The 23,680-nt window shown below is 49.3% G+C and carries 26 protein-coding genes; 12 read left to right on the top strand and 14 right to left on the bottom strand.

Going from position 1 to position 23,680, the window contains the following annotated elements; translation table 11 throughout:
• Nucleotides 1-9: 9 nt before the first annotated feature.
• The 9 genes from K5Y32_RS06865 to K5Y32_RS06825 all read right to left on the bottom strand — a co-directional run bounded on the left by K5Y32_RS06865 (nucleotide 10) and on the right by K5Y32_RS06825 (nucleotide 6,921).
• Nucleotides 10-2,013, bottom strand: coding sequence for a hypothetical protein (locus K5Y32_RS06865; protein WP_222182353.1), 2,004 nt, complete (start codon nucleotides 2,011-2,013; stop codon nucleotides 10-12).
• 424 nt (nucleotides 2,014-2,437) lie between these two features.
• On the bottom strand, nucleotides 2,438-2,614 hold the full coding sequence (locus tag K5Y32_RS06860; protein ID WP_222182351.1) for a hypothetical protein: 177 nt from the start codon (nucleotides 2,612-2,614) through the stop codon (nucleotides 2,438-2,440).
• A 106-nt stretch (nucleotides 2,615-2,720) separates the two neighbouring features.
• A complete protein-coding gene (locus K5Y32_RS06855; protein ID WP_222182349.1) occupies nucleotides 2,721-4,955 on the bottom strand; it encodes a replication endonuclease in 2,235 nt (744 codons plus the stop codon).
• Nucleotides 4,955-5,179 carry a TraR/DksA family transcriptional regulator gene (locus tag K5Y32_RS06850; protein WP_222182347.1) on the bottom strand — a complete coding sequence of 75 codons (225 nt, stop codon included), beginning with the start codon at nucleotides 5,177-5,179 and terminating at the stop codon, nucleotides 4,955-4,957. The genes K5Y32_RS06855 and K5Y32_RS06850 overlap by 1 nt, the downstream gene beginning before the upstream one ends.
• Nucleotides 5,179-5,409 (bottom strand): DUF2732 family protein, encoded by a 231-nt coding sequence (locus K5Y32_RS06845; protein ID WP_222182345.1) that lies wholly within the window; start codon nucleotides 5,407-5,409, stop codon nucleotides 5,179-5,181. Before K5Y32_RS06845 ends, K5Y32_RS06850 begins: the two co-directional genes overlap by 1 nt.
• Before the next feature lie 66 nt (nucleotides 5,410-5,475).
• The gene (locus tag K5Y32_RS06840; protein ID WP_222182344.1) at nucleotides 5,476-5,817 is read right to left on the bottom strand and encodes a DUF5347 family protein; all 342 of its coding nucleotides are present in this window, start codon (nucleotides 5,815-5,817) and stop codon (nucleotides 5,476-5,478) included.
• Nucleotides 5,781-5,969, bottom strand: a complete 189-nt coding sequence (locus K5Y32_RS06835) for a phage filamentation protein Fil family protein (RefSeq protein ID WP_222182341.1) — start codon at nucleotides 5,967-5,969, stop codon at nucleotides 5,781-5,783. The genes K5Y32_RS06840 and K5Y32_RS06835 overlap by 37 nt, the downstream gene beginning before the upstream one ends.
• A 9-nt stretch (nucleotides 5,970-5,978) precedes the next feature.
• On the bottom strand, nucleotides 5,979-6,488 hold the full coding sequence (locus tag K5Y32_RS06830) for a phage regulatory CII family protein (protein WP_222182921.1): 510 nt from the start codon (nucleotides 6,486-6,488) through the stop codon (nucleotides 5,979-5,981).
• Between the two features lie 31 nt (nucleotides 6,489-6,519).
• Nucleotides 6,520-6,921: a hypothetical protein gene (locus K5Y32_RS06825; RefSeq protein WP_097097112.1), complete on the bottom strand. Its 402-nt coding sequence runs from the start codon at nucleotides 6,919-6,921 to the stop codon at nucleotides 6,520-6,522.
• Nucleotides 6,922-7,029: 108 nt separating this feature from the next.
• On the opposite strand from K5Y32_RS06825, the gene K5Y32_RS06820 reads away from it, so the two are divergent.
• From K5Y32_RS06820 to K5Y32_RS06795, 7 genes are all read left to right on the top strand, one after another.
• Nucleotides 7,030-7,872 carry a phage repressor protein CI gene (locus K5Y32_RS06820; RefSeq protein WP_222182339.1) on the top strand — a complete coding sequence of 281 codons (843 nt, stop codon included), beginning with the start codon at nucleotides 7,030-7,032 and terminating at the stop codon, nucleotides 7,870-7,872.
• 13 nt (nucleotides 7,873-7,885) lie between these two features.
• Complete coding sequence (locus K5Y32_RS06815; RefSeq protein WP_222182337.1) at nucleotides 7,886-8,464, top strand: WYL domain-containing protein; 579 nt, start codon at nucleotides 7,886-7,888, stop codon at nucleotides 8,462-8,464.
• A gap of 62 nt (nucleotides 8,465-8,526) precedes the next feature.
• A complete protein-coding gene (locus K5Y32_RS06810; protein ID WP_222182335.1) occupies nucleotides 8,527-9,258 on the top strand; it encodes a hypothetical protein in 732 nt (243 codons plus the stop codon).
• A gap of 667 nt (nucleotides 9,259-9,925) precedes the next feature.
• A complete protein-coding gene (locus tag K5Y32_RS06805) occupies nucleotides 9,926-10,138 on the top strand; it encodes a cold-shock protein (protein ID WP_007889586.1) in 213 nt (70 codons plus the stop codon).
• Nucleotides 10,139-10,140: 2 nt separating this feature from the next.
• Nucleotides 10,141-10,284 (top strand): cold-shock protein, encoded by a 144-nt coding sequence (locus K5Y32_RS24835; protein WP_101764610.1) that lies wholly within the window; start codon nucleotides 10,141-10,143, stop codon nucleotides 10,282-10,284.
• A 202-nt stretch (nucleotides 10,285-10,486) separates the two neighbouring features.
• Entirely contained in the window at nucleotides 10,487-10,807 is a 321-nt protein-coding gene (locus K5Y32_RS06800) for a hypothetical protein (protein ID WP_222182333.1), read from the top strand.
• Between the two features lie 120 nt (nucleotides 10,808-10,927).
• Nucleotides 10,928-11,095, top strand: coding sequence for a hypothetical protein (locus tag K5Y32_RS06795; protein ID WP_167391209.1), 168 nt, complete (start codon nucleotides 10,928-10,930; stop codon nucleotides 11,093-11,095).
• 36 nt (nucleotides 11,096-11,131) lie between these two features.
• Here the strand turns inward: K5Y32_RS06795 and K5Y32_RS06790 are convergent, their stop codons facing one another.
• Together K5Y32_RS06790 and K5Y32_RS06785 are read right to left on the bottom strand one after the other, a co-directional pair.
• The gene (locus tag K5Y32_RS06790) at nucleotides 11,132-11,905 is read right to left on the bottom strand and encodes a hypothetical protein (protein WP_222182331.1); all 774 of its coding nucleotides are present in this window, start codon (nucleotides 11,903-11,905) and stop codon (nucleotides 11,132-11,134) included.
• A gap of 114 nt (nucleotides 11,906-12,019) precedes the next feature.
• The gene (locus tag K5Y32_RS06785) at nucleotides 12,020-12,751 is read right to left on the bottom strand and encodes a trans-aconitate 2-methyltransferase (protein WP_222182329.1); all 732 of its coding nucleotides are present in this window, start codon (nucleotides 12,749-12,751) and stop codon (nucleotides 12,020-12,022) included.
• Between the two features lie 255 nt (nucleotides 12,752-13,006).
• Between K5Y32_RS06785 and K5Y32_RS06780 the strand changes: the two genes are divergently transcribed.
• A complete protein-coding gene (locus tag K5Y32_RS06780) occupies nucleotides 13,007-13,654 on the top strand; it encodes a metallophosphoesterase (RefSeq protein WP_137385928.1) in 648 nt (215 codons plus the stop codon).
• 3 nt (nucleotides 13,655-13,657) lie between these two features.
• On the opposite strand, the gene rsmF is transcribed toward K5Y32_RS06780, so the two are convergent.
• From rsmF to yebS, 3 genes are all read right to left on the bottom strand, one after another.
• Entirely contained in the window at nucleotides 13,658-15,082 is a 1,425-nt protein-coding gene (rsmF, locus tag K5Y32_RS06775) for a 16S rRNA (cytosine(1407)-C(5))-methyltransferase RsmF (protein ID WP_222182327.1), read from the bottom strand.
• Nucleotides 15,083-15,154: 72 nt separating this feature from the next.
• Nucleotides 15,155-17,794: a PqiB family protein gene (locus tag K5Y32_RS06770; RefSeq protein ID WP_222182326.1), complete on the bottom strand. Its 2,640-nt coding sequence runs from the start codon at nucleotides 17,792-17,794 to the stop codon at nucleotides 15,155-15,157.
• Nucleotides 17,763-19,007, bottom strand: a complete 1,245-nt coding sequence (gene yebS / locus K5Y32_RS06765; protein ID WP_137385925.1) for a membrane integrity lipid transport subunit YebS — start codon at nucleotides 19,005-19,007, stop codon at nucleotides 17,763-17,765. The genes K5Y32_RS06770 and yebS overlap by 32 nt, the downstream gene beginning before the upstream one ends.
• 217 nt (nucleotides 19,008-19,224) lie before the next feature.
• On the opposite strand from yebS, the gene K5Y32_RS06760 reads away from it, so the two are divergent.
• The 4 genes from K5Y32_RS06760 to htpX all read left to right on the top strand — a co-directional run bounded on the left by K5Y32_RS06760 (nucleotide 19,225) and on the right by htpX (nucleotide 23,663).
• Nucleotides 19,225-19,725 (top strand): GAF domain-containing protein, encoded by a 501-nt coding sequence (locus K5Y32_RS06760; RefSeq protein WP_007889607.1) that lies wholly within the window; start codon nucleotides 19,225-19,227, stop codon nucleotides 19,723-19,725.
• Between the two features lie 96 nt (nucleotides 19,726-19,821).
• On the top strand, nucleotides 19,822-20,502 hold the full coding sequence (gene proQ, locus K5Y32_RS06755) for an RNA chaperone ProQ (RefSeq protein ID WP_222182325.1): 681 nt from the start codon (nucleotides 19,822-19,824) through the stop codon (nucleotides 20,500-20,502).
• Between the two features lie 19 nt (nucleotides 20,503-20,521).
• Complete coding sequence (gene prc / locus K5Y32_RS06750; RefSeq protein WP_222182324.1) at nucleotides 20,522-22,561, top strand: carboxy terminal-processing peptidase; 2,040 nt, start codon at nucleotides 20,522-20,524, stop codon at nucleotides 22,559-22,561.
• A gap of 220 nt (nucleotides 22,562-22,781) precedes the next feature.
• The gene (gene htpX / locus K5Y32_RS06745) at nucleotides 22,782-23,663 is read left to right on the top strand and encodes a protease HtpX (RefSeq protein WP_176972781.1); all 882 of its coding nucleotides are present in this window, start codon (nucleotides 22,782-22,784) and stop codon (nucleotides 23,661-23,663) included.
• Nucleotides 23,664-23,680 lie beyond the last annotated feature (17 nt).

The following is a 23,680-nucleotide window of genomic DNA, read 5'->3' as shown; positions in this document are numbered from 1 at the left end:
AAGCCGTGCTTATACGGCTTTTTTTAATTTGGATATTTGCATATACTCCTTATAAAAATCGCGAGTCGAATATGTCATAGCCCTAGTTGTTTGGAATCTCTCATCAAAATCTTGAATGTTAGTGCAGTCATCGAGTATTGTCATTAATTGCGGTAAGCTCATGAATGTATTATCCATGAATTGATTATCATCATGATCTTTTATCTTGGCAGTGAGTTCTCTATAACTAATAAAGTTTTTCAAATGCTCCCTCCATTTAATCAAGTTTGAATCGATACTCGGATCACTGGATGAGAAGTTAGTTTGAACTGCCAGCTTTAAAATTGTAGAAAAAACAATCTTGTCTTGAAGTGCACCGAAATCATTCAAGCTGACTGATATTTTTTGAATCGGCTTTCCACTGTAAGTTATGATTTCTTTAATATTGTTTTTTTTCAATGTGAGTTGATTGTCATGTGTCAATACATACTCTATTTTAGCGCATTGAGCCTGTGAGCGAATGACACTGTCGCCAAGGTCTTTGATTAGCGCATAATCGTGCCCAGCCATGGCTTTACGAGTCAAAGATTTCTTTTTGAGTTCAAATATATAAAAAAATCTTGGGGAAGATATTACAAGATCACAATCCCCATTTATTTTTCCATCAGCTGACCTAAAATCCCCGCTAAAAACCTTTATTCCAGATTTCTTGAACCTGCTGGATAAAAACGCCTCTAAATATGGACCGATTTTACTATCTGAAGTATTAATAAACACCCCATCAGGTTTACTTATCTGAACTATCGCTGAGTTAATAGCTGCTAAACATGTGATTCCTGACGGAAGAATTACTTTACTATTTTTAAAATTTGTAACTGGCTTTAGTACGTGCTCAATATCTTCACTTGATGGAGGAAATGCAAGCCCTTGATTTTCAGATGTTTGGAATATTTTTTCTAAAGCAATATTAATATTTTTTTTGCTGGATTGTGAAATGCTTCTTATATCCTCTGTAGTAATTACCTTGATAGAAAGAGGGTCACTTAAATTCATCAGCGCTTTAGCTACGTCGAATATTGTTCTAAGTTTAAGCCCGTAACTGGTAAGGCTCATGTCATGCTTGTCACTAATAAATTCCATAATCTCTAAAGCATAACTTTGTTTAATCTGGAAAAAAGAAATTAAATTATCATACTGTACATTATCTTGTAAGAATTGAATAAAATCTTCCGGGCTAACATGTATTGATTCCCAAACGGAATATGGCTGTATCTCAAAGCAAGATACAAGAGTTCTCATAAAGTTAACGAAATCCATGAAGCAACTAGATAATGTTGACGGACCAGCATCCCCTATATTGTTAGAGTGTTTAGCACCTAACGCTATAATGTAGCCCCAAGGATACTCGGGCTCAATTTTATCAATTCCTTGAGTTGTTTTTCTATAAATTTGAAAGCGCTGTTGATCAGGGGTGTAAATATTTGATAATATCTGAAATGTCATGTTTATTATGTTTATTCCACCAATTCTAATAACATAATCATTAATGATATTATCAATTTTCGCATGTGAATTTTCGTCGATATAGTATCGATTATCAACTATTTTAAAGTTGATACCCAAAGCAATAAGCTCCTTTGCGGAGCGGGAAAAGTCTACAGTCTTATTGTAAAAGCTATAGTGATCATATGAAGAATCAAAATAATGAGAATCATCTTTAGCCGAAAAGCAAATTTCTAATAATCTACGCCAAGGCTTACTTCCAGTGTTAACTGCATTCTGGATGGATAAAGTGAAATTTGAAGCATCAAATATCATGCTGGCAACAGCGAAATGAGGTCTAAATTCATGATCGTAACATATTGAATCAAATATTAATTCCTTTTTTAAAAAGAAACACTCCCTTCGAATATTCCAATTGTAATCATTACATAAGCTCTGTATTTCAGCATACGCATCTTTAGTGGATAGTTTCTCTAACACTGGTTGCGATGAAACTTCATCACATAAAAGCCGAAAGTTTTTAGCGTCCATATTATCCTTGAAGTAATTTAAGTTAAGTCACCTAAATTCAAACAGTCCTATGAGTTATTATATTTTATCAGAATGGAGATAAATGCAACTCGGTTAGTGGAAATTACTTGATTATTGATTACTTAAGATTAGTACAAGCTACTTAAAAGCATCAACATGATTCATTATACCCAATCCTATAAGGATGGTGCTTTAACAAGTTTATATGCTGGCGCGCAATGCTTTCCCCGCCACGCCTGCCCGCTTTGTGCATCATTTTTAATGCAACTGCATGCCTCACCTCATACCGCGCCAGCCGTGGGCAGAAGGGAGATTAGCGATCCTGTTTGGATCATGCGAAATCACGCACCTACATGCGTTCTGCTGCAGCATCAAAAAAGCCACCGAAACGGTGGCTAAGTCGCAGTGCTGGAACTACTGGCGATCATTCTGCCTGGCAGTAGATAGCGTCCTGGTAAAGTGAGGTGTCAATCGAACCGGCCATGTCACTGATCATCGACAGTGCCATTTTCAATTCATCTTCCTTGCAGTGTGCGATGAGTGATACGTCGGCTACAAATTGGATTCTGGCAACGGTCTCGCTCAGATTATCGATGTCCATCAGCTAATTAACTCCTTATCAATAAAATATACTGTATGTATAAACAGTATCATGGCGTTAAGGAATCGTAAACAATCGTATGGCTCGGATTTGTCCGACCGATGGATTATTGAACATTACGGCTTTTTCGATGTTGAGCGGCCAATGCATCAAACCGCTGCAGGGCGGTAGAAGGTTTTCTACGTTCAACGAAAAGATGGCCGCTTGTTCCACTCCAGAATATTTGCGCGCCAACTTTGAGCTTGTGCCCCATCATCATGCGCGTAACTTCACCTTCGGAAAGGGTTAGGCGTGAGACATCATAAAAACTGTCTTTCAGCTGCTTACGTTGATCGCGATATTTATCAGAAACCGGCGCCTGTCGTTTTTTTCGCGGTTTTGCAGGCGTGCTTTCATGCAATCTCTTCAAAATACGTCTTCTCTCGGCACGGCTCGGCGAGCGCGTGAAGTCGATAGGGGGATCATCATCCGGCGGGGCCGTACAGTTATTGACAGAACTCCAAGAGGACGCGGACGCGCCCTTAACGTCAACGGCCAAATCAACGACACGCTTCGGCACCATCTTCCATTGCGTCAGTCTGGTTAGAATCGGCGTATCAGCGCCAGCGTCTGTTGCATACACGCCTTTGATGCGCATGGTTTCCTCGCCATAGGCATTGAGGTCTTCACTCGGTTGATACCATGTACGTACGGCCAGTTCATCACGGCGAACAAATGCGCCGCCTTGTGCGTTAACGTAGCCAGCCCAATCGCCAGCATCTGCTGCGTCATGTGCAGCAGCGAACTCGATGCTGAGTCCGTGCGCGGTTTCGCTGTCTGTCATGCGGCGCAACTCGCGATATACAGTAACCGGTGCGCCGCCAATGAACTGGAACTGGCGAATGTGCCAACGCGCCGCCCATGCTGAAACGGCTGAGGCAGTTTCTTTCAGCTCTTTGCCGCTCTCGTCGTCCAGCTCGCCGTCGAGCGCATAGCCATCGATATTTTTTGAGATGTATTTCGCCACATAACCGGTGGCGCTGCCTTTATCGGGATCGATAGCTTCCGCATGGAAGCGCGCTCTACGTGCCTTTTCGGTGGTTAGTTCAGTGCCATCTTCGCGCCATGCATAGTCGCTAATCACCTCACGTACGCGATCAACATTTTCAGGCAGCATAAACATCAGCATGTGCCAATGTGGAGTTGCATCGTGATGGGGTTCGGCAACACGGATACCAAAGATGCGGATCTCTTCGCGATGCAGCTTGGCGCGAATTTTCTGCCACACGTTGCACAGATAACGCTGCGTGTCTGCCGGGCTGGCACCATTCCACTTGCGGTTACGATGACCGGTCTTGATAGTGGCGTGGTAACGAGAAGGCGCGGTGACCGTGTAGAACTCGCCAACAAAGCCCATCTCGTTGCAGATATTTTCAAAGCCGCGAATGCGATTCATCAACTCGCAGCGCTTAATGGCGGGATTCGACACGCTGGAATCAAACTTGTCGATTAAGCTGATCCTCTCGCCGGTTTCTTCATTCTCCAGCTCAAGCCCTTTAAGAAACTCACGCGTGCGGCGCTTTTGCTCGCGCCATTCCGACACGGTCATATTGCTGGCATAGGGTGTGTGTTTCTTACTGACGTTAGCGAGAGCGATTTGCAGATGTTCACGCCATGACGTCGCGATACGACGCAGGCGACTTTTCCACCATTTCTCGGTTTGCATGCGCATGATCGCAGGTGTGATTTCTTCCGGGTCAAAGAATCTGGACGTTACTTTTTCCCACAACGGCGGTGTTTGATTGAATTCGCGAGTGATGGTAGCTGCGGTCATGTAAATGCGGTGCGTGTATTTATAATCTGATTCGTTGTCAGATTGAGTATGCGCCTGCACCAGTTCAGCCAGGGCAAAGTTGGCAATGTCGCCAGCCAGCAAATCAACATCGGCGCGAGCCATATCCGGCAAGCGGTTAAAACGACGCATTAACTCCCATAGCGCGCCGCAAACTCTCGCCGCACCGATATCCTTTGCGGCATTTGCTGTCAGCAAATTAAACGTGTTGACCTTCATTTCGTCGAGCCGATACTTTGCATTTACACATTCGACGCGTGGCAATGTGCGCTCAACAAAAGTCTTCGTTAAGTACGCATTGGCACGGGCAATGCCCTGTGATTTTTCCAGTTCGGCGACGCGTCGCCTGACATCGAGCTGAATCAGCGTTGGCTGTTGAGCGAGTAACTGCTCAGCATGCGCCAAAGCCGCAATCAACTGATCGCGGCTTCGCAGTTCCTTATAAGTAGGATAGGGGCTGGCAATGGCTTCCCGTGGAGCATTCCACGGGTAAGCATAATTCTCTTTCATCAGGCTTTAGCCTGCAGATGTTTTCCGCGCTGCTCTATAATCTCCTGACAAGAAACGCAGCGAGTAACGCCAAGATAGGCTCGCCGACGCAATTCAGGAATTGGAGCGTCACAGTCTTCGCAGAAAGAAGCGCTAATCGCAGGGGCACGGTTTACGACGAGCGCGATGTTACGTTCGAGCATTTCCTCGGTGCGCTGCTGCACGATATCCATTGAGTCGGCCATTAGTGCGCCTCCGCGATTTGTGTTTGGATTCTTTCGATTTCCTGATGGAGCAGCTCAGCGGCTTCAATCGGCGATAATTCGTCGTGCCGGATTTTCGCAGCGAGGATGTTCAGACGGTTGACCATTAGGTCAGCACTACCGCGACGTTCTTCTTTACGCGCATCATTCAGCATCATGTCGAGATCGATATATGAAGCCGTTTGTTTAGGTTGGGATGAATTATTCAGCATGTAATTTCCTGTTTTTGGGCAAAGTGAATCCCGGCGGGTTTACGCCAGTTAATTGCATTGGGTTATTTAGTTAGAGAGAGTCATTCGCTTAGGGAAAAAACTCACGACGGCTTTTAATTGGTTCATTGCACGTATGACTGCGGTTTTTTCATTGGTGCTTAATTCGCTAAAATCGGCGTTGTGTCGGTCTTTGCCAATATTTGCCAGGAAAAAGATGGCGCTCAATGCGCGCTTATTGTCCTGATAATTGCTGTCTCTAACATCACGCATTGAGTCGAAGAATCGCGATAAATCCTGTTCACTGTCGCCGCCCTTAAATTGCGAGCGCAACAACGCAACGTGATTGAGTGCCGCGACACGTTGACCGGCGCTCAGTTCGACAAGCATTGAATCGCCTTCAATAGCCATGACTTGCCTCTCTTGGGTGTTGCTTGATTTCGTGGTGCGCTTGAAACCTCTTTAACCGGATGCCAGCGCTTACCGTTGTCACCTAAAATCCAGCCATGTCCGTAGGACATTGACGGGCTTTGTCTTTTGAGCTGTGCAGCAAATGAAATCATGACTGCACCTCAAACCACGCCAAACGACGCGCCAAGACCGCTGATCGCATCGACTGTTGAAGACAAAGCTGGGTTTGCCTGTATGCGCGCCTGGACGGCCAGTGCGGCGAGTGTTAAACAACGAATACCGCTGTTAACGTTTTGCAGCAGGCTACGTTTGCAACTAGCGCTCAATTGCTCAGTGGAAATTGCGCCAGCCGCTAACTGCCCAACCTCAGCGGTGGCTTTCATCACATACAGCGGCAGTTTGTCGTTGGCAACTTCGTTAACCGGGACGCATGGCAAGCACTGGATTTGCGCAAGTAAGCCATCAATGAGCGTCGCATCTTCTGTGACATCGGTAAGCGTCAGAACCTCATGCACTGTCAGCTGATGTGGCTGATCTGGGTTGAGCTTGTTACGCAGAGTTTGGGCGCGCATTCCGGATTGCTTGGCGACGTCTTCCATGTTGTGTGATAAAGCGAATTTACGGCAGGCATCGTCATAATGCGCATGGGTAGAAACCTTGAAATCAAACATGTGCAAATAGCCCTCAACTTGCAAAATCAAGTTATGGTTTGATGTAGCGACATTTGATTGCCTGTTGACGATTCTTTTCGCGCCAGGCAGCAACATTGATAAGCGGATTGCCATGTTTGGTCATGGTGGTTTCTACCACTTCACCGGTCTTACGGTTGGTGCGGTTCTGTGTGTAGGTGAAGGATGGAGTAGGGGCAAGCAGCACAACGCCGTTAGCGATCCATTTTTCCAGCACAGACAGGCTGATGCGGTTAGCAGATGCGAAGTCTTGCTTAGACATAGTTGGTGAAGTCGCGAGTGTAACAGCCTTGTTCACGGCGTCGTTAACCGCTTCACTAATGGCAGGCATTAAAATCGCAGCGACATTGGCAATAAAATCTTGAGATTGCACTAAGTCAAATGCGTTCTGACTGTTTGCATTTTCAGTATGCATAACGCAGTATCTCCAGTTGATAGGTGTGTTCTACGGTGTAACATGTGGTGTGTGCATACGTTAGATCACAATTGTGCTCATGTAAACTACTTTTGTGGTTGTATTTGTATGTCTAACTTCGAGTCAAATGCTCAGGAAGTGATTGAAAGGCTGCTTTCGGCTTATGGCGTAACGACACAGCGCGCATTGGCTGAGGCGCTTAATGTGCCTTCAAACAATGTAAGTGCTTGGTCTCAACGCAACAGTGTGCCGGGTAGTGCAATTATTAAATGTGTGCTCGATACAGGTGTAGACCTGCAATGGCTTGTGAATGGCGAACTTGCAAAAGCAAATTATAAGCGTGGTGCTGAGCTACCGTCTGGCGAGAGTCTATTGAATGAAATTACCTCCAATGGAGGTAAAGCCGTGTTGCGCAGAATTATGGATGCGTATGGATTCACACTACAAAAACAGCTTTGTGAGCTTTTAGGAATTTCATCAGGTACGGTTAGCACTTGGATAAGGAGAAACTATTTCCCCGGTGACGTAGTTGTCGCATGTGCACTTGAGACCGGTGTCGATCTCCAATGGCTTGCATTAGGCAAAGGCAAGCAGCAAATTGAAACGGATAAATTATCCGCTAACCATTCCATCCCGCGACGAAATCTAGTAGCTGGCAGCTTACATGAAGCTGGACTGTGGGAAATCAACCTCAGTTTTATCTCTCAAAGTCTTATTGAACCGGTGTTCATATCGAGCAGTAACTCCGCGTGGGTTGTTGATATGAATATTGGCGAGATTAGTAATGGGCGTTGGTTAATGGGAATAGACGGTAAATACGATGTTTATGACATTGCTCTTTTACCGGGACGTAAAATTAGCGTTACTAATAAGGGAACAAATTTCACTTGTGGCGCTGAGGAAGTAAAGACTGCTGGTAAAGTAGTTTTGACGATGGATTATAATTTTTAATTAGGGATGAATCATGGATATGATTTTTGCAATTTTGGGTTTGATTTTAGCAATCTGGTCTATTCGCAGCATTTGTATAAAGCAGCAAAGTATTGGTAAGAAAGTTGGTAAATCTGTTTTTTCAGCATGGTATTTTTTAACAGCTGCCGGTTTGGCAGTGTCGCCATCTGATTCAGTACCGATCTCGATAATTATGATGATGGTCGGTGCATTTGTCGTTTGGTATTGCAATCGGAATTATAAAGCACCTACGAATAACAACGATATATTAAGCGGTCATGCTGACGCTGTAAGAGATTTTGATTTAGCCAGTAACAAGAATAAACCAAGTAAGTATCGCTCAGTAAACCATGCAAAAGGCAAGGATGCAGAAATCAAAAACGTCGCATTTTCATATGTGAATAGTAAAGGTGAAAGTAGTTTCCGAGACGTAGATGTTAAAAGCTTTGATGGTGAGTACGTAGAAGGTTATTGCCATTTGTCTCGTAAATTCAAGACGTTCAGGCTTGATAGGATTGACGGTGACATTGTCATTCGTGATACAGGTGAGGCTATGAATAGTTTTGAGTGGGCTGCAAAAATGGAAGGCTAAGCATCGGCTTTAATTTTACATGCTGATTTTATTGATTATTAAAATAGCTTCGTGGTTTGGTTATGAAAAGAGATATACATTTTTTTGTGAAGGTTTTTAGTGAAAGAGCATTTCGTGAGGAATTTTTAAATGGCTCACTGTACATGAATGCGCTGAAATATTTTCGAGGTTTAAACGAAGAAACTAAATATAACATTGCCGATAAGCATGAGGGGGCTTATCAAATTAGTCAACCCCATGAGTTGACTCTATCTGTAAATGGTGTGCAGATAAACCCTCAAGATATGGTTGGCCCAATTATATTTAGTATGAATTGGATGGAACAGATTAATGTGTTTTGCTTAACTTATCTGCATTCACATGGAATATTAGATCAGGATTCTTTTGATGAAGATGAATATGAGCTGTTAAAGTCATATTATCGACTGCCTGATGAGTCATATAAATTAGGTGAGCATGCAGCAGTAATTCATAATGTTCCCGAGTTTATGAACAGGATTAAAAGAGAATTGGAACGATGCATTGATAATCACGAAATTGACGAGTATTCATACAAGCCTGTAGAGTATTACGACGAAAATACGGACTCTTTTTCAATTGATGAATCCTCGCTTGATAGTGCTTTCAAGAAAAATAATAAATACGCTCATCAGTCTGAATTTAGAGTGGCAGTCCGAAAGGAAAATAATGAGTGCAAGGCATATAGACTTGAAATAGGTGATATCAGAGATATTGTATGGATTTGCAGTACAAAAGAAATAAATAAAAATTTAAAGGTTATTGCTAAAAAATAAAACCTCATCAATACCTAAGACATGGGATACAGTTTCAAGGGCACTCCGCTAGTTGGTAGGCCCACTATAATTATGCACATTATATGTTCACACTATGGTGAGTGTCCAAATGATGGGCAGCCAAAAAGTCGCCACCGTCTTCTTCAATGCCATGATTTTTATACAAAAAAATAGTATTCGGTCTTTTTTTATCTGTATAATAATAAATTGTCTGCACGCGTTAGGCTTACCTTTATGCTGGCATCTATACTTAATTCTCTAGGCAACTCAGGAGGATTTATGTCTGATAGACCGATTGAAGCGGATGAGCTTGAAGAAGATACCAAGGTGAAGCCGGATGAGCATGAAAAAGACGATGAGAGTCTGGCACCGGAGTCGGGCGACAAGCAGCCTGATTGATGATTAAACCCACTTCGGTGGGTTTTTTTATTTTCTGCTTTTCTTTTTTATATGAAATAAAAATTTTTTTACCTTGCTACCTGGTAAGATAAATGCGTTAATGCGTCGTCGGTCTGAATAGCAGACAGTTAGAAGGTTAGTTCCCATTGTATTTCTCATCCCGGTTAGTGCCGCTTCAAGCCCTTTCTCTTTGAGTCTTATCCTAAGTTCTGATTCGTATCTGCAACTCGGCCCTTACGCCAATAGGCTCATTTAAAAGGTAAAAATTATGTCTAATAAAATTCTTGGAACGGTAAAATGGTTCAACTCAGAAAAAGGCTTCGGCTTTATTTCTCCTGAAAATGGCAGCAAGGACGTTTTCGTCCACTTCTCAGCCATTCAGGGCACTGATTATCGCTCACTTGATGAAGGTCAGCGTGTTGAGTTTTCAGTTGAAGATGGTCCAAAAGGTCCGTCTGCAACAAATGTATTAGGTCTGTAATTATTCGCATTTATAATCGTTTAAGATGTCCGCATTGCCAGAGTTCACAATATCGCACCTCCGCGTTCGATATTACGAAAATGAACCCACATGGCGCTAAATGTATTTTCTGCAAATCATCAATGATTGTGTTGAAAACTGCTTAATAGCGGATATTCTGCCCTGATAATTATCAGGGCTTATCAGGCAATTGCCTGATATCAGAATCATTAGCACTGCTCAGGCAGTGCTTTTTTATTTTAAATACCCCCGCATATCTTCACTTATTCCCACGTTTACCATCTTACCCACATGCTACTTTTTCTCTTATTCCGAAATAAATTACCGTCATAGAGAGAATCTTGCGAGATGCACAAGCCCGTTATCCTGATCGCCTTGCTGCTGAGTGGTTGCGCACTGAAACAGTATCCGCAGTCCGCCAAAGTGAGCGATGCCGAAGCGCAAACCTATGACTGTGCAGCACTGAATCAGGAGATCGCTAAAAGCCAAAGCGTTCAGCAGCAGATTGATAAAACCGGCGAGTTTGATGCGTTAACGGTATTGGGATTCGTCGGGGATTTTGGTATCGGTAATGGCATTGCAAAGGCCAGCGCTAACAGCAAAGTGAAGGCGCGCCTGGAGCAGTTGCAGAAACTGCAATCAGTGCGTTGCGCGCACAGTGCAACTTAATAATTAGCCTTCTGAGCATCTACCCCGACAATTGTGCGGTCAAATAGCTGCAGCCAGCATGCATAAAAAATGGTATAAAGTTGGCGCATCTGTTTTATTGCCGGTTAATAAGGATCCTTCATGGCAAACACACAATATCTTCTTTGGGTAATGATTGGCACGTTAACTCTGCTTTGTATCTTTATTGGTGTGGTCGTTGGGCGGGCAAAAACGCCGCGGATTGGAACAATGACTTTTGCGGGTTTATTAGCCTTCTTCTTAGTGGCGATATTTTTAATTACTCGCTAAAGCATTGAACGCTGCAACGAGCAATATTTGCTGGGATCATTTCTGTACAGTGTCCCAGCGACTACCATTACGGATGTGCCCCCAGCGTGGGATAATCTCCTGTTCTAACTGATAAATTAGAGCGAGGATGAGATTAAGATTATATCGCGTGACTTCATTATGGTGAGTGATGCAAGGCGATGCTGATTCGATCAAATTGAAGTTTTGATATTTCTCAAGCAACTCCAGGTGAGGCAGAATCTCCTGTTCACGCTGATAATCAGCGAGAGCAGTAAATAGGTAAATATTCTTGTCCGTTTGGCGATCGCGTCGAATAGCGTTCGGCAAAAGCTTATTTAATAGCGAGATGGCTGCGGGCGTTGTCGAACCCATCATTGCGTCACCCACATTCGGCCACATTGTGGCTGCATAATCCCCGAGATAAAACTGTGGTACGGCAGTAATGATATTTTTAATATTATGCCGAACCCCGAAATAGAGCGCCGCGCTGCCACCTTTTGAGGCGCCAAGTATGGAAACGTTTGAGGGTGTTGTCAGCTCAATTACCGAGCGAATAAGCTGGCTTACCCCATGTTCAATTTCAAAATTCATATTGTTGCACAGATAGTAAGCGGGCAAGCCGTTGAAATCATCCTTGATCCACAACACCGCTGATTGAGTATGCTGTAAAAGGGTGAAATCGTAGATGGTGGGATTAGGAAGGTTAAACCCTGACATCACTATCAATAAATGCTGATTGTCTACTGAAGCCGGTTTATAGCGATAGTGGATATCGAGATGAGGGCGAAAATTAAAAATGTAGTCAGTCACGGTCAGCAGCTCAGAGAAGGAATTCGCCCAAGACAGGCGACCAATCTGGCTGATAATTAAGAATGGCGATAGATGGAATAACGACGTGGCAGCATTCTGCCGCCACGAGAATATTCAGAGCGGTTTACGCGCGGCCAGCAAGAACATCATCGGACGATCGCGTTCTTCCGCCAGCGCGGGATTGAGTGCAACCATCTCTTCGCTCGGGCCCCATTCATCAAGATGTACGATCTCAAATCCTGCGCCAATTAACGCATTGATCCAGGTTGCCAGCTTGCGATGTTGCTTCTTCACGCCATCGGCAAACCAGTTGCTGATGCGTTCCCCTTCCTGCTGGTAATGATTAACTGGCCAGCTGCGCTGCTGCTGTTCATCCACAATCCACTGTTGTTGAGTAGGTGCGGTGTAAATCGGATGCTCACAGGAAAACACCAGCGCGCCGCCCGGCGTTAGCGCCTCAAACACGGTTGCGAAAAGTGCGTCAATGTTGCTGAGGTAGTGCAGCGCCAGCGAGCTATAGGCGAGATCATAGGATTCGCTGAGCTGTAGCGATTCTAAATCGGCGCGCTGATAGCGAATCCCGGTTCCCTGCGTCATGGTCGCGGCTTGCGCTAACATCTTCTCGGAAACGTCCAGACCCAGCACCTCACGCGCGCCTTGCTGCTGCGCGTAGCGGCAAAACCAGCCGTAACCGCAGCCGAGATCGAGAATACGTTTATCATGCAGGACGGGTAGTAGCGCACGCAGTGCGGGCCATTCTGGCGCGCCGTCTAATCCCTTAACGGAACGTGGCAAGGTGGCGTAACCGGCAAAAAAAGTGGGGTTGTCGTAAATATTCTGGCTCATACAGGCTCCTTTATATGATGCGCAAAGGAGTTTAGGCGTTTAGCGCGGAATGTAAAGTCGCGTAATTATCCCACAAATAACAGATGTACCAGACGAGCGAGTGATTCCAGCAGCAGCAAGCTACCGATGAAAATAACGATTAATACACCAATGAATTGCTTCCGTCCGCTCATGCTGTTCCCTCCGCTGGCTAACGTTGCCGGACTATACTTTAAGCCGGGCTCACTAAACTTCCAGTCAACCGGGGAAGATTACATGCTTTACCAAAAGGTGAACGCGCAAATGTGGCGAAATATTTGGGTGGTTGGCGATCTGCACGGTTGCCGCGCCCAACTCGATGCGCAACTGCTCAAGCGGGATTTCGATAAGCAGCAGGATCTACTGCTGTCTGTGGGCGATTTAATCGATCGTGGCCCGGACAGCCCCGGCTGCTTAGCGCTGATGCAGGAGCCCTGGTTTCGCTGCGTGCGCGGCAATCATGAGCAGATGGCGCTCGCTGCGCTGGATGGGCGCGACCAAACCTTGTGGATGATGAACGGCGGCGAGTGGTTCTGGCAACTCAAAGGCGCAGCGTTGATTGCTGCGCGCCATGCGTTGAAGCGCTGTGCTGAGTTACCGTTGATCCTGCATCTGGATTTCGGCGATCGCGTGGTGGTGATTGCCCACGCCGATTATCCCGCCAGTCATTATGCGTTAGGGAAAGAGGTTGACTGGCAGCAAGTGGTGTGGAGTCGCGATCGACTGGGACGCCATCAACGCGGCAGTTCAGCCCGCATCGATGGCGCCAGTGATTTCTACTTCGGCCACACGCCGCTAGAACAACCGCTCAATGTGGCGAATCAGCATTATATCGATACCGGCGCGGTCTTCGGCAATCGCCTCACCCTGGTGCAGTTGCAGTAACGCTTAGCGGAACAGACGTCCGTCGCGCACCAGTTCACGCGGATAACTGTTTTTAATCCGATTACCCACTTTCTTCGCCAATCCCAGCGACTGCTGCTGGTAAGTGACGATCACCTCATCCCGGCTGGGCAACGTGTCCGGATGAATATCCTGACCGCGATACCAGGTTTCCGCTTCTGCATCGGTGAGTTCGAAATCCAGCGCGCTGCCTGGCTGCGTCAACGCCACGACCGCTTCATGCTGCCAGCGATAGCCTTTCGGGAAGGTTTCGGCCAACTTGAGGCCGATGCGCGAGAAGCGCACTTTACCCAGCCAACTCTCTAGCGCCGCGGGGAACAGCCACAGCTCTTTATCGCGCTGCCACAGCGTGTGATTTTCATCCCAACGCAAGCCGACTATGGCCGCAGCCTGTTGCACTTCGGCGCTCAGCTTGCGGCTGGCTGGTGAGAAGGGCAGTTTGCCGACTTTGTAGGTTGGCTTTGGCAGCGCGGGAATGCTGGCGGTTTTACGCAGACGCGCGACGAAAAAACCTTCACTATCGAAAATCTGCGGGAATACGTGCAGGAAACCTTCGGCGGTTAACGCCTGATCGGCTCCGTCGAATAAACCGTTCAGCGGCACGATTTCAACCGCGTCGGGATAACGCTGCTGCAACCAATGAATCACCTGCTGATTCTCGATTTGATTCAATGTGCAGGTAGAGTAAATCAGCGTGCCGCCTGGCTGTAAGGCATGGAAAGCGCTGTCGAGCAGATCACGTTGGGTTCCCGCAATCGCTTCGGTGCTGGCCAGCGTCCAGTTACGCAACGCATCAGCATCTTTGCGCACCACGCCTTCGCCAGAGCAGGGCGCATCGAGCAGAATGGCATCGAAACGCTCCGGCAGCGCGGCGCCAAATACACGACCATCAAAATGGGTCAGCGCAACATTGCTGACGCCACAGCGGCTGATGTTAGCGTGCAGCACTTTGACACGGCTGGCCGAGTATTCGTTCGCCAGAATGGCGCCTTCATTGCGCATCAGCGCGGCCATCTGGGTGGTTTTAGAACCGGGCGCGGCAGCCACATCCATAACCTGACGTGCATCGGGTGCGGCGTCAAAAAGCGCGGTAACCGGCAGCATCGAGCTGGCTTCCTGAATGTAGAACAGTCCGCTCAAATGCTCCGCCACGCTACCGAGCGGTAGCGATTCATCGTCACGCTCGATCCAGAACCCTTCGGCGCACCACGGAATGGGCGATAAGCGCCAGCCATAATCGGCGGTTCGGGCGAGGAAATCATCCACGCTAATTTTTAAGGTGTTGACACGTAAGCTGCGACGCAGCGGTTGCTGGCTAATGGCGATAAAGCGTTGCAGTTCGGCGTCGTCAGCAAGGCTGGCGCGCATCAGCGCGAGGAAATCTTCGGGAAAGCGATCGGACACGGGCATCTACCGGGAAACAAAATGAGCGCGAAGTGTAACACGCGAAAAAGAATCGGGCAGCCAGGCTGCCCGATTTGCTTAAGGTTGATGAGGGTCCGGAATCGCCGTGCCCCAGTCGCGCCACGCTTTCGGCGCTTCATCCTGTAGCAGGAAGTGTTTGTTGGCGCCAGCCTGCGGTGCTAACGGCACCGTCGGCGGCGTGGCAAACTGTACGCCGCCGCGAATGAACTGCTGGAAGGTGCCGGTTTTCAACACGCCGCCGATCAGACCGAAATCGAAGTTATAGCCGGAAGCCAGCCAGAACACCGAGTTGTTGCGCACCAGATGTTGATACTTCTTGCTGATACGCAGCGCGATCTGCACGCGATCCGCCATATTACCCAGCGACGTTCCGGTGACGGTGCCCACTTCGACGCCACGGAACAGCACTGGCGTACCGACCGACAGCGATCCCGCGTCAGCGGCATCGACATAAATCGTCAGGCCGTTCAGGTAGCGTGAATCGGTGATGGTGCTTTCCTGCAGTTCAAAGGTGCGCGCCGGCGAACCTTTGCCCGGATCGACGTTGAGATAAGGCTGTAGCAGCGTTTCGATATGGTTAACCCCCGCCGCAGAAATCTCCGGCGACACCACCGAGAAGCGGCTGCCGATGCGCGCGAAGTCCTGCACGTATTCCGGATAAAGCACCGCTTTGGCGACAACCTGATTGTTATCAGAACTCAGCGCCAGTGATTCAACCTGACCAATATTGATGCCGAGATAGCGAATCGGCATGCCCGCCGCCAGTTTGCTGGCATCGAAGGTGTGCAGCGTAATCTGGCTGCCAACTGCACGCGCCGCGGTTTCTGACGAGTAGAGCACGCGTTTCACGCCTTTCGCCGCCTGCGCGCCGGTGAGATTATCGAAACTGATCGCGCCTTTGAGCGCGCGGTTGAGCGGGGACGCTTGCACGGTCAAACCGCTGCCGTTGAGCTGAACTTTGGCGCCGCCTTCGGCCCAGAACACACTCTCGCTGGTCAGCAACTTGCGATACTGCGGCTGGATATGAATCGAGATTTCAAACGCATCCGCGCGCGGCACTACATCCACCACTTCACCGACCTGGAATTTGCGGTACAGCAGCACTGAACCGGCCTGTACATCCGGCAAGCTTTTGGCGGTAAGTTTCAGCGTGGTTGGCGGCTGTTCACCCACGATGCCTTCTTCGGCACGTTCCGCATCCGCATATAAAGGATAACGACTGGAAGGATTGCCTTTCGCGCCAGGAATCAGGCGAATGCCGCCATCTACCCACTCGCGCGCGCTGGCGCCCAGCACTTTCATCCCGTCAAGTCCAAACTTCACATCAAGGCGGCTATTCACCACAAACTTGCTGTCAGCATGCACCAGATTACGGTGCTCCGGATTGATGGCCGCGACAAAGCTGATGCCATTTTCGTCCAGCGTGCGTGAAATCACCTGACCGATTTTCATGCCATACAACATCACCGGCTGGCCGGCATCGATACCGTAGGTTTCCGGCGCGCTGAGTTTTACCGTCAGCACGTCAGGTTTCTGCAGCAATGTTTCGCTGGCTGGTAACACGGTGAAGTGATCCTGCGGCTCGCCTTCGCCTGGCACCAGTTCAAAGGTATTGCCGGTTAACAGGCTGCTGAGATTGGTGTCGGTCAGGCTGATCTTCGGCGTGCGCATTTCAATGCGCGTCCCGCTGCGCATCAAACCGGTTACTGAAGGATCAACCGTCAGCTCGCCGGTGACTTTGCCGCCATCCAGCAGGTTGAGTTTGGTTAAGGTGCCGACTTCCAGTCCCTGATACATCAGCGGTGTGCTATCGGCTTTCAGGTTATCGCCGCTCGGCAGGTTCAGTTTCACTTGCACGCCGCGCTGACTGCGCGCCAAATCCGGATAGAGCTGGTAGTTGGCATCCACCTGAGCTTGCTCGCCGTCATTAGGTGAATCGAAGGCAATCGCGCCATTCACTAACGCGGCCAGGCTTTCCAGCTTCACTTTGGCACCGCTCAGGCTGACATCCGCATCAACGCCGGAAACATTCCAGAAGCGGCTCTGCTTTTTCACCAGATTAATAAAGCGGCGCTCAATCAGCACATCAATGGTAACGCCGTCGGTGCTGTTGTTGAGGCTGTAATCGTAAACGCGACCCACCGGAATTTTGCGGTAATAAACCAGCGAACCGGTGTTGAGCGAGCCGAGGTCGGGCGCGCGCAGGTGGATAAGCAGTTCGCCGGTATTAACGCGATACTTCGGTTGGGTATCGAGTGCGGTGAAGTGATCGCTCTCTTTACCTTTACCCGGCATCATGCCGATGTAGTTACCGCCGACCAGCGCATCAAGCCCGGAGACGCCCGCCAATGACGCTTTCGGCGTCACCAGCCAGAACTGAGTGTCTTCACGCAGTGCATCGCGCATGTCGCTTTTGATGCTGGCTTTAATCTGGATGCTGCGATAGTCATCACTCAGCACAATGCCTTGCACCGTACCCACTTCCACGCCCTGATAACGAATCGGCGTACGGCCTGGCACAATCCCGTCGGCAGTCTGGAAGTTAATGGTGATCGTCGTACCGCGCTCCTGATAATTGGTCCACAGCAGCCAGCCGGCAATCAGCAGGGCGATAATGGGCAATAACCAGAACGGCGAAATCTTGCGCTTGTTGCGCAGATTAGCGCTAGTCGGTGTAGTCGGCGTTTCCTGTTGCATGTGCATCCCAGATCAGGCGGCTATCAAGCCACTCTACAGCCATAATGGTCAGAACAACGGCGGCGCCAAAATAGAAGGCGGCCGGTCCCATGGTAAAAGCCAGCAGCTGATCACGATTGACCAGCGACATGGTTACAGCAATGACGAACAGATCCAGCATCGACCAGCGGCCCACCCAGGTGACGGCGCGCAGCAGGCGAATGCGGGTTTTTAAGCCCTGTTCGCATTTAAAGTGAATGCTGAGTAACAGAGTCAACATCACTAACACTTTGGTAAAGGGCACCAGAATGCTGGCGATAAACACCACCGCGGCCACCGGTATATTGCCCGATGCCAATCCCAGAATGCCGGAGAAGATGGTGTCTTCACGGCGGGCGCCATTAACGTAGACCACCGAAATCGGCAGCAAATTGGCGGGGATCAGCAGCACAATCGAGGCGATGAGCGCTGCCCAGGATTTCTGCAAACTGTGGCGTCGGCGGTAGTCAAGCGGCGTGTGGCAACGCGTGCAGCGCCCACGCTCATCGGCTACACCGGTTTGATGGCAATTCAGGCACACTTGCCACTCTTCAGGCGGGGAGGTGGGCATCGCTTGGGGATAATAGTGTTCCCACAGTTGCTCGACGTTCAGGTGGATCAGCGTCAGCAGGCTCAGCACCGTCAGCGCAATATAGGCCACTAAACCGTAGCCCACTTCCAGTGAGGCGTAATCCTGCACTTTGATCGATGCCACCGCCACGCCGACCAGATAGATATCCAGCATCACCCACTCTTTGAGCTTGTCCATCATCAGCAGGACCGGGCGCAGGTTCATCCCGAGCGCGTTACCCACCCACAGATAGAGAATGCCGATCACCAGCGTGACCGGCGCGCCAATGGTGCAAAACGCCACCATTGAAGCGGTGAGGATGTTGCCTTGCTGCGTCATTTGAATCACGCCCTCCAGCAGGCTGGCGTTAATACGCATGCCAAGCAGGCGAATATCGACCAACGGCAAGCTAAAGGCGAACGGCATCAGCACGATCATTACCACCGCCATGGCGGTGAGTCGCGTCATCGACCAGTCACGACCGCTCTGAATTTGTGCATGACAGCGAGGGCAATAGGCTGTCTGATGCGATTTCACATCCGGTAAGGAAAAAAGGGTATCGCATTGCGGACAACGCTGATAACGTGCGTGGGGCAACGTCTGGCTGATAGCGTGAATTTTCATAGGTGACGCAAGTGCCCATCGTTCGTTACGTTTACCGGCATGCTGAGTAGCGCAAATTTGCCTGCAATATTCGGTGGTAGCAGAATACGCTTATCCACCGACTGCTAAGGGTATAGTAACTAACAGAATGATTCACCTTATGCGCCTGGATAATTAGTGCTTATTTTAACAACTGAGTGACATCAAGGTCACCACAGTGACGAGTTATGGTTGAACAATGAACAAAAAAGCTTTTTACGAGGATTTGAATCGCGATGTCCGCGCCCTGTTGGCGGGTGAAACCTCGTTCCTGGCCGCGCTCGGCAATTGCAGTGCGCTGCTTTTTGAACGCCTGGAAGGCGTGAACTGGGCTGGATTCTATTTACTGACGGAACCGAACACGCTGGTGCTGGGCCCGTTCCAGGGCAAAATTGCCTGCGTACGTATTCCGGTTGGCAAAGGCGTGTGCGGAACCGCGGTAGCTGAGGACAAAGTGCAATTGGTGGAAGACGTGCACGCGTTCCCTGGTCATATCGCCTGTGACGCCGCCAGTAATGCCGAAATCGTGATTCCTCTGAAAGTAAATGGCACCCTCGTGGGTGTTTTAGACATTGATAGTACGGTTTATTCTCGCTTCGATAGCGAGGATGAAGCGGGGCTGGTGGCCCTTACCGACGGGCTTTGTGAAGTGCTGGCGGGCAGCGACATCGTAAAATTTATTCAGCTGACGCACAGCTAATCGACTGGATCACATAGCATTTGGCGATGTTGTCATTATAATGTCGCCTGTTCATGCCTGCTCTGGTCGGCAAATCCGTTGTAATCAGGAAATTTCATGGAAAATCAACCTAAGTTGAATAGCAGTAAAGAAGTCATCGCCTTTTTGGCGGAACGTTTTCCGCAATGCTTTAGCGCCGAAGGCGAGGCGCGTCCGCTCAAAATCGGCATTTTTCAAGATCTGGTCGAGCGTGTTCAAGGCGAACTGAGCCTGAGCAAGACGCAACTGCGTTCTGCCTTACGTCTTTATACCTCTAGCTGGCGTTATCTTTATGGCATCAAAGCAGGTGCCATTCGTGTCGATCTCGATGGCAACGCCTGTGGCGTGCTGGATGAGCAACACGTAGAACATGCGCGCAAGCAACTGGAAGAAGCGAAAGCCCGCGTTCAGGCGCAGCGCGATCAGCAGAAAGCGAAGAAGCGTGAAGCCGGTGAAGAGGCCGCTGAACGTCGTCCGCGCAAGCCTGCTCCGCGTAAAGCTGCCGAAGGTGATGCCGCGCGTAAGCCACGTCCTCAGGCGCCGCGTGCGGCCGCGACTGAGCGTGCAGCCGCACCGCAGCCACCGCGGGCCAAACCTGTCACTGATACCTCAACGTTGCAGCCCGGCCAGAACATCAAAGTGACTGCAGGCAAAGGTGCAATGGACGCTACCATTCTTGAAATTACTAAAGATGGCGTTCGGGTTCAGCTCGCTTCCGGCATGGCTATGATTGTGCGCGCAGAACATTTGCAGTTCTGAAACGGAGGCTGACCCTGGCATGAACAACATTTTAAAGATCGGTATGATCGCGGGCCTGCTTTTAGCAGGCCCCACCTTTGGTGCAGATAATATTACCCGCGCCGACCAGATTCCCCAGCTACACGAAGAGCCACAGCATCCCACCGTCAGCGAACGCGTTACCTCGCGTTTCACCCGCTCTCACTATCGCCAGTTCGATTTGAATCAGGACTTTTCCGCGAAAATTTTTGATCGCTACCTGAATCTGCTCGACTACAGCCACAACGTGCTACTGGCATCGGATATCGCGCAATTCGCCGATAAGAAAACCACCGTCGGTGATGAGTTCCGCAGCGGTAAGCTGGATGTGTTTTACGATCTCTACAATCTGGCGCAGAAACGCCGCTTTGAGCGCTATCAATATGCGCTGAGCGTGCTGAACCGCCCAATGAATTTCACCGGCAATGACACCATTGACATTGACCGGGCAAAATCGCCATGGCCAAAGAGCGTTGATGAGCTCAACGCGCTGTGGGATGCCAAAGTTAAATATGACGAACTGAGCCTGAAACTGGCCGGTAAAGATGAGAAAGAGATCCGCGAAACGCTGACTAAGCGTTACAACTTTGCCATTCGTCGTCTGGCGCAAAGCAACAGCGAAGATGTGTTCCAGCTGGCGATGACCGCATTCGCGCATGAAATCGATCCGCATACCAACTATCTTTCGCCGCGCAACACTGAGCAGTTCAACACCGAAATGAGCCTGTCGCTGGAAGGTATCGGCGCCGTGCTGCAGATGGATGACGATTACACGGTGATCAACTCGATGGTCGCCGGCGGTCCGGCGGCGAAGAGTAAAGCTATCAGCGTCGGCGACCGCATTGTCGGTGTCGCTCAGCCGGGCAAGCCGATGGAAGATGTGATTGGCTGGCGTCTGGATGATGTGGTTTCAAAAATCAAAGGACCGAAAGGCAGCAAAGTACGCCTGGAAATCCTGCCAGCGGGCAAGGGCACCAAAACCCGCACCGTAACGCTGACGCGTGAAAAAATTCGTCTGGAAGATCGCGCCGTAAAAGGCACCGTGCATAACGTCGGCAAACAGAAAGTCGGCGTGCTCGACATTCCTGGCTTCTACGTTGGTCTAACTGACGATGTGAAAGTGCAGCTGCAGAAACTGCAGAAGCAGAACGTCGACAGCGTGGTGATCGATCTGCGTACCAACGGTGGTGGCGCTTTGACCGAAGCCGTTTCACTCTCTGGCCTGTTTATTCCAAGCGGTCCGGTGGTGCAGGTACGTGATAACAATGGCCGCGTGCGTGAAGACAGCGATAACGACGGCATTGTGTACTACAAAGGTCCGCTGGTGGTGCTGGTCGATCGCTTCAGTGCTTCGGCTTCAGAGATCTTCGCTGCCGCGATGCAGGATTACGGCCGTGCGCTGATTGTCGGTGAGCCGACCTTCGGTAAAGGCACCGTGCAGCAGTATCGTTCGCTGAACCGTATCTACGATCAGATGCTGCGTCCGGAGTGGCCAGCGCTGGGTTCTGTACAGTACACCATTCAGAAGTTCTACCGCATTAACGGTGGCAGCACCCAGCGTAAAGGCGTAACGCCCGATCTGCTGATGCCAACCGGCGTGGAAGCGGCAGAAACCGGCGAGAAGTTCGAGGACAACGCGTTGCCTTGGGACAGCGTGAATGCGGCAAGCTACACCAAAACCGGCGATATCGCGCCATTGGTACCGCAGCTGACCAAAGAGCACGCCGATCGCATCGCTAAAGATCGCGAGTTCCAGTACATCATGAAAGATATTGCGCGTTTCGATGCGATGAAAAACAAGCGTAATATCGTGTCGCTCAATCTTGCTCAGCGTGAGAAAGAGAACCGCGAAGATGATACACTGCGCCTGGAACGTATCAACGCACGCTATCAGGCGGAAGGCAAAGCGCCGCTGAAGAGCATTGAAGATCTGCCGAAAGACTATAAAGAGCCAGATCCGTATCTGGATGAAACGGTGAAAATCGCTAACGACATGGCGCAGCTGGAGAAATCTCAGCCTGCAGCCGAAAGCGCGAAATAACCGTTTGGCCTGTGAAACAGCACCGCTTAGGCGGTGCTTTTTTTTAAGCTAAAATCGTTATTAAGCGCTGCTGATGCACTGAATTGCGCACTTCACTGGCTAATGTAAAGTTATGTCTTTTTAGGCACTTAAAGATTAAGGTTGCTTGAAATGCGCGGCGATGACCATAGGATAGATATCCGCGCATAAGCGCGTGCACAACTGAGGAAGATTAACGTTTATGATGCGTATTGCTCTTTTCCTGCTCACCAACCTGGCGGTGATGTTGGTATTCGGACTGATTTTGAGTCTGACAGGAATCCAGTCAAGCAGTGTTATGGGTCTGATGATTATGGCAGGTCTGTTTGGCTTTGGCGGTGCGTTTGTTTCACTGCTGATGTCCAAATGGATGGCGTTACGATCCGTTGGCGGTGAGGTCATTGAACAACCGCGTAATGAGACGGAACGCTGGCTGATGGAAACCGTCGGCCGCCAGGCACAACAGGCTGGCATTGCGATGCCGCAGGTGGCGATTTATCACGCGCCGGACATTAACGCCTTTGCGACAGGCGCACGCCGTGACGCGTCGCTGGTCGCTGTTTCCACCGGCCTGTTGCAAAACATGAGCCGTGATGAAGCTGAAGCGGTGCTGGCGCACGAAATCGCCCATATCGCCAACGGTGACATGATCACCATGACGCTGATTCAGGGTGTGGTGAACACCTTTGTCATCTTTATCTCGCGTATTCTGGCGCAGATCGCATCCGGCTTCCTGTCGGGTAACCGCGACGGTGAAGAGAGCAGCAACGGAAACCCGATGGTGTATTTCGCAGTCTCTATGGTGCTGGAACTGCTGTTCGGTTTCCTTGCCAGCATCATTACCATGTGGTTCTCACGTCACCGTGAATTCCACGCCGATGCGGGTTCTGCCAAACTGGTTGGACGCGAGAAGATGATTGCCGCACTGCAGCGTCTGAAAACCAGCTACGAGCCGCAGGAGCCAAGCAGCATGATGGCGTTCTGTATCAACGGTAAAAACAAATCGTTGAGCGAGCTGTTCATGTCGCATCCGCCGCTCGATAAACGTATCGAAGCGCTGCGTAGCGGTGAATATCTGAAGTAGTCGGTGATTGACAGAAA

The sequence above is a fragment of the Pantoea sp. DY-15 genome, assembly GCF_019795935.1.
In the GTDB taxonomy this organism is placed as follows: domain Bacteria; phylum Pseudomonadota; class Gammaproteobacteria; order Enterobacterales; family Enterobacteriaceae; genus Pantoea; species Pantoea leporis.
This window is presented reverse-complemented; position numbering and strand designations above follow the sequence as displayed.

Bases quoted from the DNA above. Each gene is read 5' to 3' on its own strand.
- K5Y32_RS06805 (WP_007889586.1), top strand. From the start codon at position 9,926: ATGTCTAATAAAATTCTTGGAACGGTAAAATGGTTCAACTCAGAAAAA.
- K5Y32_RS06825 (WP_097097112.1), bottom strand. From the start codon at position 6,921: ATGCATACTGAAAATGCAAACAGTCAGAACGCATTTGACTTAGTGCAA.
- K5Y32_RS06815 (WP_222182337.1), top strand. From the start codon at position 7,886: ATGGATATGATTTTTGCAATTTTGGGTTTGATTTTAGCAATCTGGTCT.
- K5Y32_RS06760 (WP_007889607.1), top strand. From the start codon at position 19,225: ATGAACAAAAAAGCTTTTTACGAGGATTTGAATCGCGATGTCCGCGCC.
- K5Y32_RS06795 (WP_167391209.1), top strand. From the start codon at position 10,928: ATGGCAAACACACAATATCTTCTTTGGGTAATGATTGGCACGTTAACT.
- K5Y32_RS06780 (WP_137385928.1), top strand. From the start codon at position 13,007: ATGCTTTACCAAAAGGTGAACGCGCAAATGTGGCGAAATATTTGGGTG.
- K5Y32_RS06855 (WP_222182349.1), bottom strand. From the start codon at position 4,955: ATGAAAGAGAATTATGCTTACCCGTGGAATGCTCCACGGGAAGCCATT.
- K5Y32_RS06865 (WP_222182353.1), bottom strand. From the start codon at position 2,013: ATGGACGCTAAAAACTTTCGGCTTTTATGTGATGAAGTTTCATCGCAA.
- K5Y32_RS06810 (WP_222182335.1), top strand. From the start codon at position 8,527: ATGAAAAGAGATATACATTTTTTTGTGAAGGTTTTTAGTGAAAGAGCA.
- K5Y32_RS06820 (WP_222182339.1), top strand. From the start codon at position 7,030: ATGTCTAACTTCGAGTCAAATGCTCAGGAAGTGATTGAAAGGCTGCTT.
- htpX (WP_176972781.1), top strand. From the start codon at position 22,782: ATGATGCGTATTGCTCTTTTCCTGCTCACCAACCTGGCGGTGATGTTG.
- K5Y32_RS06860 (WP_222182351.1), bottom strand. From the start codon at position 2,614: ATGGACATCGATAATCTGAGCGAGACCGTTGCCAGAATCCAATTTGTA.
- proQ (WP_222182325.1), top strand. From the start codon at position 19,822: ATGGAAAATCAACCTAAGTTGAATAGCAGTAAAGAAGTCATCGCCTTT.
- K5Y32_RS06785 (WP_222182329.1), bottom strand. From the start codon at position 12,751: ATGAGCCAGAATATTTACGACAACCCCACTTTTTTTGCCGGTTACGCC.
- K5Y32_RS06845 (WP_222182345.1), bottom strand. From the start codon at position 5,409: ATGCTGAATAATTCATCCCAACCTAAACAAACGGCTTCATATATCGAT.
- prc (WP_222182324.1), top strand. From the start codon at position 20,522: ATGAACAACATTTTAAAGATCGGTATGATCGCGGGCCTGCTTTTAGCA.
- yebS (WP_137385925.1), bottom strand. From the start codon at position 19,007: ATGAAAATTCACGCTATCAGCCAGACGTTGCCCCACGCACGTTATCAG.
- K5Y32_RS06840 (WP_222182344.1), bottom strand. From the start codon at position 5,817: ATGGCTATTGAAGGCGATTCAATGCTTGTCGAACTGAGCGCCGGTCAA.
- rsmF (WP_222182327.1), bottom strand. From the start codon at position 15,082: ATGCCCGTGTCCGATCGCTTTCCCGAAGATTTCCTCGCGCTGATGCGC.
- K5Y32_RS06800 (WP_222182333.1), top strand. From the start codon at position 10,487: ATGCACAAGCCCGTTATCCTGATCGCCTTGCTGCTGAGTGGTTGCGCA.
- K5Y32_RS06850 (WP_222182347.1), bottom strand. From the start codon at position 5,179: ATGGCCGACTCAATGGATATCGTGCAGCAGCGCACCGAGGAAATGCTC.
- K5Y32_RS06830 (WP_222182921.1), bottom strand. From the start codon at position 6,488: ATGTTTGATTTCAAGGTTTCTACCCATGCGCATTATGACGATGCCTGC.
- K5Y32_RS06770 (WP_222182326.1), bottom strand. From the start codon at position 17,794: ATGCAACAGGAAACGCCGACTACACCGACTAGCGCTAATCTGCGCAAC.
- K5Y32_RS06835 (WP_222182341.1), bottom strand. From the start codon at position 5,969: ATGATTTCATTTGCTGCACAGCTCAAAAGACAAAGCCCGTCAATGTCC.